The following is a 15172-nucleotide window of genomic DNA, read 5'->3' as shown; positions in this document are numbered from 1 at the left end:
GTACCTTTCTAGTTACGCTTTATTGGTTTGACATAAGATAATTAACAGCATCTATCATTTCTTGTTTTGAAACTGTTGTATCAATATAAGCTTCCCCAATCTTACGTAATAAAATAAATTTAATTTTACCAGCATCCATTTTCTTATCCCTTGTTACAACATCAAGAACTTCCTCAGGGTCTAAATAAGGAATACTAACTGGTAAATGAAATGATTTTATAGTATCGATAATATCCAAAAACTCTTCTTTGGTAATTAAACTACGTTTCATGGAAATATAAGCTGCAGCAACCATACCAATTCCTACGCATTCACCATGTAATAGGCTAAGTCCCATTAACTTTTCCACTGCATGTCCAATTGTATGACCAAAGTTGAGTAAAGCGCGTCCCCCCTGTTCTTTGGGATCTTTTTCTACAACCTCTTTCTTAATTTCACAACTTCTTTTAATCATGGAACGTAGTATGTCATACTCTTTATTTTCAATTCCCTCTACGTTATCTTTTAGCCATTTATAATAGTTTGCATCTTTGATTAGCCCATGTTTTATAATTTCTCCCATACCAGAGAAATATTCAGTTTCATTTAGTGTATGTAAGGTATCAAGATTCATATACACACATTTTGGCATATAAAATGCGCCTACCATATTCTTATAAGAATGGAAATCAACGCCGGTTTTACCACCAATACTAGAATCCACCATGGATAATAAAGTGGTAGGTATCTGTATAAAACGAATTCCTCTTAGATATGTAGATGCCGCAAAACCTGTTAAATCACCAACAACACCACCACCTAAGGCTAGTAGTATATCGTTACGATCAAAGGCTTTCTGAATTAAAAATTCATACAAATTATGAACAGTATCTAAATTTTTATTCACTTCCCCAAATGGAAAAGTAAATACGAAAACCTCTTTTACATATTTACATATCTCATTCTTAACACGCTCTGCATATTCTTTGCCAACATTTGAATCCGTTACAATACAAACTTTTCTATCTTGGCATTTTAACTCTTCTAATATATTCTGCAAATCGTTAAAATCATTGCGATATAAAATATCATAACAAGGTTTATCCTCATATAAAACAGTGATTTTTTCTTCGAAATTGTTCATAATCTGTCCCCCATTTAAGATCACATATCAATGCATCACATTATTACATTTCGTCTTCAACATTGATAAAATCAAATCCGTCATTATCAACCAAATCTTTTGAATTTGTATCTTCAAGTGTTATACTTGCTTCTTCATGAAACTCATTCAAAGATGGATCATTCTCTACGTGCTCAAAATGCTCATCTTCATGGTCTTTCATTGTATTAGAATTAACAAGGCCTTGTTCTCTAGCAACCTTTTTTAAATCTATATTATAAGCTTTTTTATGCTTAACATGCGTATTCATATCGGTAGCAAAAGTATCTACTCTAGCAATGTTTATATCAAAACTATCGCTTTCTAAAACCTCAATTTGAGCAGCTGCAAGATTTTTAAATTGTGCCTTATACTTTTCGTATTGTTGCAAAATTTGAATTGTCTGATTATGAATATTCTCTAACTCATTTTTAGCATCGGCTACAATTAATTGTGCCTTAGTTTGTGCTTCTTTTTCAATCGCTTTCGCTTCTTTTAAAGCAGACATACGTGTTTCTTCTGCAGTTTTTTCAGCTAAAACTAAAGCTTTTTGCAAAGTTTTTTCAATGGTTTTGTAATATTGAATACCCTCATTTAATACCGCTATCTTATCAGAAAACTCCATATTCTCACGATATAATGTTTCGTATCCTTTTAATACTTCCTTCATAAATCCATCCACGTCTTTTTTATCATATCCAAGACCACCGGATTTAAAGGTTTTACTTTGTATTTCAATTGGTGTAAGCATAAGTTCTCCTCCTAAATGTATTTTTGCAACGTAATACTAATACGTCCCTTTTTCGTTAATCTCCCTTGGGACTCATAAATAAATTTTCCCAACCCTCGAACAGAAATTATATCTCCTTCTTTTAGAACATAACTATTTGAGGTTGTTAATTTACCATTTACGAATACTCGTTCTCCATTAATATAATCGGTAATGCTACTTCTGGATGTTTGGAAAGCGACAGAAATTACGGAATCTAAACGAATCGACATAACGGATCCGTTGATTTGCAAAAATTCTGGTTGTATCATTAACTCTTCTTGAGCCTTAATTGATAATTTTACTTTTGTATGTTTTACTTTTTCAAGCGAATTTACGATATAGGAAGAGATGGTGTTATCACAATAAACATAGGCATCTTTCCCATGAATCAAGATATCACCAATCGTTGAACGTTCTATTCCAAGGTTTAGAATTGCACCTAGATAATCTCTGTGATTTAAATCTCCAGCATACTTTGGATTACTTGGGCCAATCCATACACAATCTATTGGATAATTATTGGTATCATGAAATTCACTTCCACTAATGTCTGTTCTCTTACCCGTCAGATTTCCATGATAACAAACCATAACTCTTTCTGCACCAGCATACCCACCCCATAAGGAATATGGCATGTCAGGTAGTTCTTGTCCCATACTATGAAATATACTGATTTCATTAATATTTAAGAAATCAGTATAAACACATTGTTCTCTATGATAAGCACTTCTCGCAAGATCGATTAAACGCTTGCGTAAAAATTGCTCTTCTTTTCTTTGATCCATCTTAAACCATCCTTAAATTGACGTCTTTTAATTATATGATCAGAATCATACATTATAACCTAATCTTAGTTTGTCCTTAAATCGACGTCAATAACTGTCCAATATAACTAAGTACTATAAAAGCAATAATTGGTGATGAATCTGTACCACCAGATTGAAACACCGAATGTCTAAGTAAAAATCTTATAGGTCGCAACAAAGGTTCCACAAAAGTCTCAACTATTTTTCTAATACTAGGGAATGGAAGAATGTTTATAAAAATCTGAACAAATAACATTATTTCCAAAACATAAAAGAAAATAGATAATGAATGTATTACTAAAGATTTCACTTTTAAAAATCCTTATTCAAGGTTGGTACTTCAAAACCATTCTGACGGATGAGATCAAGATAATCACCTGAAATATCCACAGTGTCTGGTGATATAATAAATATATAACTAGATATCTGATGTAATTTTCCATTCATTGCATAAACAGCACCTGAAACAAAATCCATCACACGTTGTGCGACCTCAACGTCAAACCCTTCTAGATTTATTACCGCAGCTCTTCCGGATAATAACATATCACAAATATCTTGTGAATCTTCAAAGGAAGTAGGCTTCATAATGCATACTTCAAGTCCTTTTTGAGGACTACGAAGTGGTACTACTTTACTTACAGTTGTACTTTTCTCCACTCTTTGTACACGTTCTTTTCTTGCATCATTAAGAACTGAAGTACTATTTAAAGGAATTTGATTTACTGTAGAAGTAGTTGGTCTGTCTTCTCTTTCTACACTTCGTGAAGCGAACGTTTTCTTTTCTTGTTTAAGCGCTTGCTTTTGTTCTTGTCTCTCTGCACGCTTACGTTCTCTTTCTTCTAATTCACTGACATAATCATCATAGTCTTCATTATCTTCATCTTCTGTTAACTTTAAAGAATCTAAAATATTCTTAAATAAATTTGCCATAGCACAATCTCCTATCCACTATATTCTGAATTGTATAAAATCTACACATTGTAATTGCGCTCACCAAAAATCCCAGTTCCAATTCGAACTAAAGTAGCCCCCTCCTCAATAGCGACTTCATAATCGCCAGACATTCCCATAGAGAGCATATCCATAGTTACATTATCAATGTTTTTCTCTTTGATGTCAACAAGTAATTGTCTCATTTTTTTAAAATAAATGCGATTTTCTTCTGCATTTTCTGTAAATGGTGCAACACACATTAAACCTTTTATACTTAATGAAGAAAATTTAGACATTTCATAAATAGCAGCTTCTACTTCCTCTGGTTTAAAGCCATATTTCGACTCTTCGGATGCTATATTAACCTCAACTAATATATCTTGCGTTAAATTCCTCTTACTTGCTTCGGTATTGATTTGTTCTGCTAGTTTTATGGAATCCACCGAATGAATCAAAAGATTTTTTTCAATAATGTACTTTACTTTGTTACGCTGAAGATGTCCAATCATATGCCAATGTAAATCACCTTTTATCTGCTCCGTTTTCTCACAAAGCTCCTGTACTTTATTTTCGCCAAAATTTGTTAAGCCAGATTCTATAGCTTCTTTAATCATAGAAATAGGTTTTGTTTTACTGACTGCAATTAGAGTTATTTCATCCCTATTTCTACCTGCCCTATTACAAGCCGCCATAATTTTTCTCTCAACTTCTACTATATTACCTTGTATCATTATTACCTCCATGCTGCGTATACACAGCTTTAAGTATAGGCCGAAAATTTCATTCAACCTATACTTAATTTATAGATTTTATTTTTTAATAAATAATAGCATTTTCAATAACAGAACTTGCATCTAATGCAATATGATCATATAAGGATACTCCACTTTTTGTTCCCTTTTCTATAATACAATATGCATCATTTTCAGTAATTCTTTCAATTCTTCGAAATACTGCATACCCTTTGTTTACATTAAATACTCCTTCTAAAGTTCCAATGGTATTAATAATGGAACGTTCTTTCGTCGTAGGATTATAAATGTATGTTCCTTCTGTAACAGCATCCTTACCAATATAAGCACTTTCCTCATCTTCGTAATAAACGGTTGTTGGGGTAAATACGTAATTAACATTACCATTTGAAGTATCATAAGATTCTACAATAATTCCAAGTTCATTAGAATCACCACCGTTGGTTAAATATGATTTAGGAATTGTGTAGAATTGTTTTTGTGTAATTGCACTTAATGGTATTTTATAACCGCTTTCCGATGAAATATTTAAATCTATTTCAAGAAAACGTTCATTGATATAACGTACCATATATTCATCAAGGTCGATTTGTATGTAATATTCCGAACCATTCTCTGTTAAGCTCATTGGCGCAGTAATAGTAAAGTCATCTTCTAATACTGTAAATTTAATTTTTTCCCTTTCCTTTAGATCATTATAAATTTCGGAGCTAATTGGAGCCACAATGGACCACGAATCATCTGTAATAAGTTTATATACTGGAGCATTGGCTTCAGCAATATCTACAGTACGTAAATTCGTTTTCGTGTAATTCTCCATATTAAATGTATCGGCTGTTACCTTGTCAACCGTTAGATTACTTAATGAATCTACTCGATAGGAAATTATACCTGATTGACTTGTTTTATTCACTTCAAAGGATGATGTAATACCAGTTGAATTAATAATATCCTGCATATTATCAAGTAAAGTCATATCTACCGCTTCTTGAATTTTACTTTTAATTTCATCTTTAAAAGAATAGACTTCTGAAAAAGATTCTTCCGAGAATGCTTTTTTAAATCTGGAGATCTCCTTTTTTATCGAATTCACATCTTTTGTTGATATTTTCGCAGCTTCTCCCTGATCTGATAATTTTTCATAAATCTTCTTACTTTCATCAATAGAATAAATTGTTGCATTCTTAGCAACTCTTGAACCTTCTCTTTGATAATAATTAACATAACCAGCTTTCGGAGTTTTTATGATCTTCTCATCCCGAATTATTACACCTGTAACAATAGTATCCTTCGCGAGACTCTCCTCTTTTACTTCAAAAATTGAAATCTGATTTTTAGTTATAAATAAATATATATTAACGACTAAATATACAGCGATTATAAGAAAAATTATAACGCCGATATTAACGTTTTTCCTCTTCTTAATTTTAACTACATTGGACTTTCTAGGCAAAAAATAACCACCTTCCTTATTAATTGTTGATTGTCAGAACATTTCTATCATTCCTATGAACTTGTCTAACCATCAAATACCCTTTCATATTATACAGTTAATTTTGTATTTTTTAAAGTACTAAATGAGATATTTGCATAAAAAATCAAAAAAAGGTGACACTAACCATATATAATGAATGTTATAGGAGGTATGCAAAATGAAAGTAATAGATTATCTAGCTTTAATTTTAGTTATAATAGGTGCAATCAACTGGGGCTTAATTGGTTTTTTCAGTTTCGACTTAGTAAAATTAATCTTTGGTAACATGACTCTTTTATCAAGAATTGTTTATGCATTAGTTGGAATTTCAGGTTTATATGCATTAAGCTATTTTGGTAGAATTAGAAATGAAATGTAACTATTAAGCTACGAAATGTAATATAAAATATTAAGCTATAAAATGTAATAAGGTGCTTTTACAAAGAGTTATTTGTAAAAGCACCTTTTAAATTTAACTTAATTACTAAAAAATTTAATTACTAAAACTATACATACCTAAAATAGTATCTAATAATATATTACAAAGGATTTTGGATTATAGTACTTGATAAATCTATTATCAAATTAAATAATCCAATTTAAACATTACTTATTATTTTTACTTCTTTAATATCTCACTTCCTAATTATGAATTTTATAACACATGTTTTACAGAATATATATCTTAAATATTATTGGATTATAAGGATACAACAACATATTTTTTTGCAAATTCAGGTAGATCTTCTTTATCAACGGAAATACTTATAACAAAATCAACTTCAAATTTCGTAGCAATAAGTTCAATTTTTTGCAACAATCGTTCAATATCTTGTTTACTCGCACACGCCAGTTTAAGGAAACTATCTAAATAAATTTTTTGTAAATCATGATCTCCTGAAATCAGACCACAGATAAAACCTGAAAACTCATTTGGATCTTCTACACAATAATCACGAACATTAATGAGACGAATCTTATTATTTAACTCATACATATGCTTTGTATTCTTATCGAGATAAACAATAGATCCTTTTGATTCTTTGACATCGACATTTACTTTATCGATTAAGATTTTGGTCTTTCCCTTACCTTTTTCACCTGCAATTATCTGTATCATTGTATTATCCTCCTTATATTTAGTAAAACAATATTTGGTTTAAGGATATTATAGTACAAATCTTTAGAAATAACAACCATTATTTTATGATATTTATAGCTAAAATGACATATTTTACTGACAATTATCGACCATTAAATCAATAATTTATTACAGGATATAAAAGTTCTTTAACTTTCAATAAATGAAGGATAAAAAAACAAAAACTCCTAGATAAATGGTGGAATATTCTTTCGAATTTTCCTTTTACATTATCTAAGAGTACTAAATTTCATTAATCTAAAGAAAGTAAGTGAGCCATCTGAGTATATAAATCATTTTTTGAAGATGCTTTAAATACTTCCGCGATTAAGCCATTGCCTTCTTTATCCTCACTATATAATAGTAGACAATCACCAGCAAACGATGTGCTACCTGTCTTGCCTCCAAATACTGTAATGCCATCTGGGGCATCCATTGTACCTAATAAAAACATATTGGTAGTTTCAAAGGTCGCAGTCTTTTCATTACCATCCTTATCCTTGTAATGAGCTGTATAACTTGGTTGCTTAATAATTGAAGTAAATTCATCATACTTTAAGCATTCCTTAAATATAAGGTACATATCATATGCTGTTGTATAATGATTTGCATTATGTAAACCATGTGAATTAACGAAGTGGGTATTTACTGCACCTAATTTTGCAGCTTCTTCATTCATCATATTTACAAACGCTTCTTCTGAGCCAGCAATGTGTTCAGCAATTGCAACACCTGCATCATTCCCAGAATAAACAAGCAAACAATTAATCAATGTTTCTAGCGATACTACATCGCCTTTTTGGAAATTACATAGTTTTGCACCATAAGAGGTTATACCGCCATTGTCAGCACTAATCGTTACTTGATCCGATAAATTACCGTATTTTAAAGCAAGCAACGCTGTTAACACCTTAGTTGTGCTTGCAGGATATATCTTTTCATATACATTATTTGCATATAAAACTTCATTTGTAGTTTCATTAAACATAAGCGCTGACAATGCCGTGATACTATTATCCTGCATGTGATTGTTTTCTTCATATACAACGCTTAAATCCTTAGTTATATAATCAGCAGACGCTGGTTCAACAAAATTACCGATTTCATATTGTGTACTAGAATTATCCGAAGAATATCTCATTCTTACATCTGATTGCTTGGAACATCCTGTCATCAATACAAATAAAATACTTGTGCAAATTAAAATCTTTTTCAAAGCGTACTCCTATCTACGATAACCTTAGTACATAAATATAAGAATTAATAGCCTTAATAATAAGGCATAAAAATTCTTACTTAAAATATATACTACTCTGAACTATGATTTATATAATTCTCGCCAGTCTAAGTCACCACGCTCAAGTGCTTTAATCAAAAGTTCAGCTGTTGCTAAATTTGTTGCTAATGGTATATTGTGAGTATCACATAAATGTACAACATTATTAACATCAGGTTCATGAGAATGTGAAAATGGGTCTCTAAGAAAGATCACCAAGTCTATTTCATTATGCTCAATTTGAGCTCCCATCTGTTGTTCTCCACCCAAATGACCTGCTAAATATTTATGAATCGTTAAATTCGTTACCTCTTCAATTAAACGACCTGTAGTACCAGTCGCATATAATTGATGTTTGGATAGAATTCCACGATATGCAATACAAAAATTTTGCATTAATTTCTTTTTTCCATCATGAGCAATCATACCGATATTCATTACGATACCTCCTTTTCTTTTCTCTTTCCTTGCAGACTAACATTGAGTAAAACGCCCAACATAAGCATACTACCTAATAAGGAACTAAGTCCAGAACTAACGAAAGGCAGTGGAACGCCTGTGTTTGGTAATATAGATGTAACAACACCAATATTAACAAATACCTGGAACATAATAAGTGATGCAATACCAGTTGCAATTAACATCCCTAAATAGTCATTTGCGCGCTTTGCAATCTGTAAGCATTTAAATATTAAAACAATAAACAATAAAAATACAACCAAACAACCAATAAACCCAAAGGCTTCAGCGATTGCAGAAAAGATAAAATCACTTTCAACAACAGGTACCTTAGCGGCTTTAAGATCAGCACTCTCATCTTTTATAAACTTTCCAACCATACCACCTGCACGAATCGCTGTCGCAGCATTCGTTTGTTGATATACAAGATCTGGATATTCCTCTGGGTGTAACATCGCTAATACACGAAGTTGCTGATACTCAGTTAATATTTTTTGAAATGGCTGTTGAATATACCAAAATAGTACGCCAAATACAGGAACTACGACAGCAATAAACGACAATATTATTTTGTAACTTAATCCAGCAGCAAAGATAATAGCCGCAAAGGTTGCAGATAAAACAATACTATAGGATAAGTTAGGTTGTATAAGTATTAAAAAGATTGGCATTCCCATCAATACAATTGATGCAAGAATTACCCATACATTGTTAATTTGTCTTCGAAAAAGTTCAAAAAATTTCGCCATAAAGAGAATCATGATTATTTTTGTAAACTCAGAGGTTTGAATCTCTAAACCACTTCCAATAAAGTCTAATTTAATCCAACGCTTTGCTTGGAAATGACTCTTACCAATACTTGTAAATTTAGTTAAAAATAACAAGATAAAGTTAATAATATAAAGTGGTATAAAAAATTTACAAAGAAAATGATAGTCAAACAATGAAATTATTACTGCAAAAACAATTCCAACTGCTAATCCGACAATCTGCTTCTCAAATTGCATTTCATCTGCATCCTGAAGTTTTTGAATTAAGACCATTCCAATTCCACCAAGCAATACAATTATCATTAATAGCGAAATATTATAATGCTTAAAATCGTAGTCCTTAAAATTGAACATATACTACATCATCCTTACTTTTTTTGTTTCATGTCCTTTATTGGTATATTTGCAAACAATGCAGGAACAATCCCATTGTTACTTTCGGATTCGGTTTGAGTAATCTTGATATCTAGTCCTTCTTGATCGATTTCAATATATTTTGAAAGCACTAGTATAATATCATTCTTAATCTGTTCCATGATTTCAGGTGAACATCCTGCCCGATCCGAAACCAGTACAAGCTTTAGACGATCCTTTGCTACTGTACCAGAAGTTTTCTTTTTAAAGAAATCTATTAAAGCCATAAGTCTAATACCTCCTCCTTAGTTCTTTTTAAATAGTCTACTTAAGAATCCTTGTTTTACTGCTAAATCTAAGTATGGAACCTCTTCCCCTGTAATTCTTCTACAAATATTCATATATGCCTTACCAGCTAATGAATCAGAGCCAACAAGTGGTTCACCTTGATTTGTTGAAATAACAATGTTTTCATCATCTGGAACTACACCAATTAAATCTACTGCTAAAATTTCAACAACATCCTCACTTGACATCATATCTCCGCGTTTTACCATATCCATACGAAGACGGTTTACAATCAAGTGTGTCTGCTTCATCTCATGCGCTTCTAATAAACCGATGATACGGTCAGCATCTCTTACAGCAGATACTTCAGGAGTTGTTACTACTAATGCTCTGTCTGCACCTGCAATTGCATTTTCAAATCCTTGTTCAATACCAGCTGGACAGTCCATTAATATGTAATCGAATTCTTCTCTTAATTCATCAGAGAGTTTTTTCATCTGTTCTGGTGTTACTGCAGTTTTATCTCTTGTTTGGGCAGAAGGTAGTAAATATAAATTCGGATATCTCTTATCTTTAATTAATGCTTGTTTAATTCTACAATTGCCTTCAATAACATCAACTAAATTATAAACAATACGATTTTCTAATCCCATTACTACATCCAAATTACGAAGGCCTATATCAGTATCAATAAGTACAACTTTTTTATCTAATTTTGCTAGTCCTGTTCCAATGTTTGCAGTTGAAGTTGTTTTTCCAACACCGCCTTTTCCGGATGTTACTACAATTACTTCTCCCATTCTGATTCCTCCATAAGTTTTAATTTCTTTATTGTACTCGCATTTTTTATACGAATATCTTGGCTTTATCTTATTTTTTAATCGTTGCCAAAAACTTTGCTTTTTCTTATAATCGAATCTCATTTAAAACTTTTCTATTTACAGGTTCAATGTAAATATTTCCTTCCTCTAAGAAAGCAATTTTTGCTTCCTTATTTTCATCTTTGATTGGATTATCTGGGCATCTTGCTATTGTATCTGCAATTCTTATTTGAACTGGGTACATATCAAGGGCTAAAACAAAGGCATTCTCATTGCCAGTAGCACCGGCAAACACAGTTCCTTTTAAAGCACCAAGCACTATTATGTTACCTTTTGAAATAACACTTGCACCAGGGTTTACATCCCCAATCACAATAATACTTGTTTCTGTCTCTAATACTTGTCCAGAACGAAGATTTCCTTTATAGAATTGTCCAGTTGTATTGGACAATTCTAAAAGTTTATCATTTAATGATTTTTCAAAAACAGCATCTTTTTCTGGGTCATTATCTACGATACATACTACATAAAGATCTGAATTTTCTGCTATTATATCAAGAACTTCTCTTTGCTCTGCATCAGTTAGCTTTTTGCCTTCAAAGCTGATTGCCATTTTCGCGTTTCCTAAAAATTTCGCTGAATCTCTAAACTTAGTGGCTATATGTTCTTTTAACTCAGAAAATTCCATATTTGCATCAAGGACTACAACGATACCGTGCTTATTTCCCTTGATAACAACCGAATTATTCACGCAATCACCTTACCTTTCTGTCAAATCTATTCTGTATTTCTTAATCATTAATATTAATATTGGTTGCAGATCCTGCTTCAATATCCCCGCTTAATAGCTCTTCTTCATTCTCACCGTTAAAATAAACACCATATACTTCTCTTGCTACCTTAGCTGCATTGGCAGAAGCATAACCATTCGGAATAACTACCGCTACAGCAATCTCTGGATCATCATAAGGTGCATAGGATACAAAAAGCGCATGGTGAGGATGGTTCGTACCAACCTGTGCAGTACCAGTTTTACCTGCTACTTTCACTCCAAGATCACCAAACAAACGATCAAGAGAGTTTGTAGGGGTATTAACTACGAGGTACATTCCTTCATGGACAAGGTTCCATTCACTTGCATTAAACATATCTATTTTATTAACAACAGTTGCTGAATTATCAAGGATAACATTGTTATCCTTATCCTTTATTTTGTCAACTAATGTAAGATCATAATTTGTTCCACTGTTAGCAACCGTTGTAAGATATCTTGCAATATGAATTGGCGCAAATTCATGGCCATATCCAATTGCTGTACGAACAGAATCTTTCGAAGAAATTACCGGAGTTGCCTCATCAATTTCAACACCAGACTTGGAGCCTAAACCAAACATATCTGCATATTTTTGTATTTTTGAAATACCTAGTGCATCACTATAAAGGCCAGATTGATCCGTAGCTAAGCGATATCCAACTTCATAAAAGAAATAGTTACAGGAATGCATCAAAGCATGTGCTGCATCAATTGTTCCATGAGTAGAATGATTTGATGTATATTTCCAACAGCTTGGAGAAGGAACTACCTTGTCAAAGACACCTCTATCTGTGATTTTTGTATTAACATCAATCACACCTTCTGCAAGACCAGCTAATGTCATTAAAGGCTTGAATGTTGAACCTGTTGTTGTTTTTTGCATGGTTGGGCGATTAATTAATGGTGTCGCCTTATCATTTAGCAATTTTGAATAATACGTCCAATCTATCTTGTTGGCAAGCTTATTATTATCATAACTTGGATAAGAGACAAGAGCTAAGACATCACCCGTTTTTGGATTTGTTACAACAATGGACCCACTACATGGCTCTAATGCTAACTCCCCAGGGGTTATCTCTAACTTCTGAATTTTTTGTGTTATGAAAGTATAAGCAGAGATTCTACCACTTTCTAAATTGGAGTAATCACTCTCGTTCCATTCTAACACACCTTGGTCAAATAATAAAAGACAAATTTCTTTTCCTGATAATTTTTTTGTAAAGATTAAGGTGCGATATATTTTCTTCTCAAACTCAGCATCGTCAACAAGTAAATCCATTGTATAGGCAATAAGTTTTTCATACAATTCTTCTGTACTATAGTACTCATTTCCTATACCTAACTGAGATAAATCAACCCAATTTTTTGTAATTGCATATTGTAAGAACTCACTTAAGCTTAACTTACCATCTTGGTAGTTTAAATAAACGCTATCTGTACGATCTATATTCGAGGATATTAATAATTTCACATCACTAGAGATCATTTTAGAATATACATATTGGAGATATTCCTGCATTTCTTCTCCAGCTTGTTCATTGGTTACTTTACTATCCTTGTCTAATAAATCATTTAGCTTTGAAAAGATAGTTACACGTTTATCAAGGAAATATTGATATGTTCTCTTTTCTAAATCTGTTGCATCTTCACTTCTAAAGTGTGTGATATCAATAACATTATTGGCAAGTAAGGCATTGTATACTTCATAGATTGGAATCGTAATCTTTGCAGCACTTTTTCCTTTTCCACCATAATCCATAGAATTTACAATCTTAGAAAGTAAGATTTCTGCAATGTTTCGTTCAAGTAAGTTATAAAGGGAAACTTGTAAATCTCTATCGATTGTAAGATAAAGATCATTACCTACCGTAGGTTCTTTTTCAACACTTACATCTACTACTTTACCTTTGTCGGTAATCGTTACTTTTTCAGTACCTTTTATACCTTTTAAATAGCTATCGTATTCTTTTTCCAGTCCTATTTTACCAACATAATCGGTACTAGAATACTCTTCCTCATCCTTACTCTTACCCTCATTATATGTTTCGAGTTCATTCGCATTGATTAAGCCTGTGTACCCTAACATATGTGCAAAATATTTACTATCATTATAAACTCGAATTGTTTCTTGTTTTATTTCAACACCAGGTAAGTCTGCTAGATTTTCTTTAATGGCAGCTCTAGTTGTGTCATCTATATCTGTTGCAATTGTAATCTGTGTTATTTGATTATCTTGTTTCGGAGTAGTCGCCATAGTGAAGCGAATCTTCATAATTTTTAATTGATCTTCTAGGCTATACTCATCTGATATTTGAAACTTACTATAATTCTCACCTGTATTTAAGAAATCAAAAACTTCTTGTGCGCTTGCATTCCTTTGTTCTTCGGTTAATTCATTCACGCTTTTTAAGTAATATGCTTCTTTTTTAAATCGAAGTAATGCATTACCTTCAATATTAAATTCTAATTCACCTTGTTCATTAAGCTCAATAGCAAAATCAAGTTCTACATCATAGCCTCTATCTTCTAAGATTTTTATAAGGCGATATATCATTGCATTTTTATCTTTATTCGTTGTTAAAAGCGCGCTGTCACTAAGAGCTACTGCATATTTAAGTTCATTATAGGCTAATAATTTACCATTGCGATCGTAAATTTTTCCTCTTGTACTTTTTATTTCTCTGATTCCAGTATTATAATATTCTTCTTTTTGTGCATCGGAAGTTCCTTCCACGATTTGTAGTTGAAACAACCTATGAATTAAAATTCCAAAAAGCATCAAGAATATCATCATTAAGGGAATTAATCTGGAAGAGAATAAGGATTTTATTTTATCTATAATAACATCTATCATCTAATAATCCTCCTGCTTTAATAGCTTTGATATTCCCACATGTACCATAAGAAATAGTTTATAAAAGATAACCCCCATTACCAAAGTGTATATTACTTTAGGTAACATAATTCGATATGCATAATACCCTAAATTTAGTCTACCACGCATTAAAAATTCAAGAATATAATAGAAAAAACTATAAACAAATTCACTGAGTGCAATTAAAATCAGTGGAATTGTATAGTCATCTCGGTCATATATCTTATTGCTATATCCATTTACGTAACCTATAAACATATAAAGCAAAGCACAGATTCCTATGACATCCCCATACATAAAATCTACTAATAAACCAGCAAATAAACCGGTGAATAAGCCAGGATAAATTCCTTTTGTATAAGCAGTTGTTACAACAAGTATCATCAATATATCTGGTACTACTCCTGCTAACTCAGCATGAGGAAATACTGCACTTTGTAATAAAAAACTTAAGACTAATTCAATTCCAATGACTAAAATTCTAATCACGATA

At 31.9% G+C, this 15172-nt stretch carries 16 protein-coding genes; 1 reads left to right on the top strand and 15 read right to left on the bottom strand.

Going from position 1 to position 15172, the window contains the following annotated elements:
* Nucleotides 1-19: 19 nt before the first annotated feature.
* The 6 genes from aroB to BN4220_RS15320 form a co-directional block, all read right to left on the bottom strand.
* Nucleotides 20-1123: a 3-dehydroquinate synthase gene (gene aroB, locus BN4220_RS15345; protein ID WP_066718322.1), complete on the bottom strand. Its 1104-nt coding sequence runs from the start codon at nucleotides 1121-1123 to the stop codon at nucleotides 20-22.
* A gap of 43 nt (nucleotides 1124-1166) precedes the next feature.
* On the bottom strand, nucleotides 1167-1892 hold the full coding sequence (locus BN4220_RS15340; protein ID WP_066718318.1) for a DivIVA domain-containing protein: 726 nt from the start codon (nucleotides 1890-1892) through the stop codon (nucleotides 1167-1169).
* An 11-nt stretch (nucleotides 1893-1903) separates the two neighbouring features.
* Nucleotides 1904-2698 carry a YlmH family RNA-binding protein gene (locus BN4220_RS15335; protein ID WP_066718315.1) on the bottom strand — a complete coding sequence of 265 codons (795 nt, stop codon included), beginning with the start codon at nucleotides 2696-2698 and terminating at the stop codon, nucleotides 1904-1906.
* A gap of 333 nt (nucleotides 2699-3031) precedes the next feature.
* A complete protein-coding gene (locus tag BN4220_RS15330) occupies nucleotides 3032-3652 on the bottom strand; it encodes a cell division protein SepF (RefSeq protein WP_066718312.1) in 621 nt (206 codons plus the stop codon).
* A gap of 41 nt (nucleotides 3653-3693) precedes the next feature.
* Entirely contained in the window at nucleotides 3694-4386 is a 693-nt protein-coding gene (locus BN4220_RS15325; protein ID WP_066718310.1) for a YggS family pyridoxal phosphate-dependent enzyme, read from the bottom strand.
* A gap of 85 nt (nucleotides 4387-4471) precedes the next feature.
* On the bottom strand, nucleotides 4472-5860 hold the full coding sequence (locus BN4220_RS15320; protein WP_066718307.1) for an HlyD family efflux transporter periplasmic adaptor subunit: 1389 nt from the start codon (nucleotides 5858-5860) through the stop codon (nucleotides 4472-4474).
* Between the two features lie 199 nt (nucleotides 5861-6059).
* Between BN4220_RS15320 and BN4220_RS15315 the strand changes: the two genes are divergently transcribed.
* Nucleotides 6060-6260, top strand: coding sequence for a DUF378 domain-containing protein (locus BN4220_RS15315; RefSeq protein ID WP_066718304.1), 201 nt, complete (start codon nucleotides 6060-6062; stop codon nucleotides 6258-6260).
* Between the two features lie 321 nt (nucleotides 6261-6581).
* Here the strand turns inward: BN4220_RS15315 and BN4220_RS15310 are convergent, their stop codons facing one another.
* The 9 genes from BN4220_RS15310 to mreD form a co-directional block, all read right to left on the bottom strand.
* Complete coding sequence (locus BN4220_RS15310; RefSeq protein ID WP_066718301.1) at nucleotides 6582-7001, bottom strand: twitching motility protein PilT; 420 nt, start codon at nucleotides 6999-7001, stop codon at nucleotides 6582-6584.
* Between the two features lie 274 nt (nucleotides 7002-7275).
* Nucleotides 7276-8238 carry a D-alanyl-D-alanine carboxypeptidase family protein gene (locus BN4220_RS15305; RefSeq protein WP_066718298.1) on the bottom strand — a complete coding sequence of 321 codons (963 nt, stop codon included), beginning with the start codon at nucleotides 8236-8238 and terminating at the stop codon, nucleotides 7276-7278.
* A 102-nt stretch (nucleotides 8239-8340) separates the two neighbouring features.
* Nucleotides 8341-8736 carry a methylglyoxal synthase gene (mgsA, locus tag BN4220_RS15300; protein WP_066718294.1) on the bottom strand — a complete coding sequence of 132 codons (396 nt, stop codon included), beginning with the start codon at nucleotides 8734-8736 and terminating at the stop codon, nucleotides 8341-8343.
* Nucleotides 8736-9881, bottom strand: a complete 1146-nt coding sequence (locus BN4220_RS15295) for an FtsW/RodA/SpoVE family cell cycle protein (RefSeq protein WP_066718292.1) — start codon at nucleotides 9879-9881, stop codon at nucleotides 8736-8738. The genes mgsA and BN4220_RS15295 overlap by 1 nt, the downstream gene beginning before the upstream one ends.
* 14 nt (nucleotides 9882-9895) lie before the next feature.
* Nucleotides 9896-10168 (bottom strand): cell division topological specificity factor MinE, encoded by a 273-nt coding sequence (gene minE / locus BN4220_RS15290; RefSeq protein ID WP_066718289.1) that lies wholly within the window; start codon nucleotides 10166-10168, stop codon nucleotides 9896-9898.
* A gap of 18 nt (nucleotides 10169-10186) precedes the next feature.
* Entirely contained in the window at nucleotides 10187-10969 is a 783-nt protein-coding gene (gene minD, locus BN4220_RS15285) for a septum site-determining protein MinD (protein WP_066718285.1), read from the bottom strand.
* Nucleotides 10970-11075: 106 nt separating this feature from the next.
* Nucleotides 11076-11741, bottom strand: a complete 666-nt coding sequence (locus BN4220_RS15280) for a septum site-determining protein MinC (protein WP_066718280.1) — start codon at nucleotides 11739-11741, stop codon at nucleotides 11076-11078.
* A gap of 40 nt (nucleotides 11742-11781) precedes the next feature.
* Nucleotides 11782-14658: a penicillin-binding transpeptidase domain-containing protein gene (locus tag BN4220_RS15275; protein ID WP_066718277.1), complete on the bottom strand. Its 2877-nt coding sequence runs from the start codon at nucleotides 14656-14658 to the stop codon at nucleotides 11782-11784.
* On the bottom strand, nucleotides 14659-15168 hold the full coding sequence (gene mreD / locus BN4220_RS15270) for a rod shape-determining protein MreD (protein ID WP_066718275.1): 510 nt from the start codon (nucleotides 15166-15168) through the stop codon (nucleotides 14659-14661).
* Nucleotides 15169-15172: the final 4 nt, after the last annotated feature.

The sequence above is a fragment of the Clostridium sp. Marseille-P299 genome (assembly GCF_900078195.1).
Lineage (GTDB): Bacteria > Bacillota > Clostridia > Lachnospirales > Lachnospiraceae > Lachnoclostridium.
The sequence above is the reverse complement of the archived record's forward strand: the minus strand, read 5'-3'. Positions and strand labels throughout refer to the sequence as shown.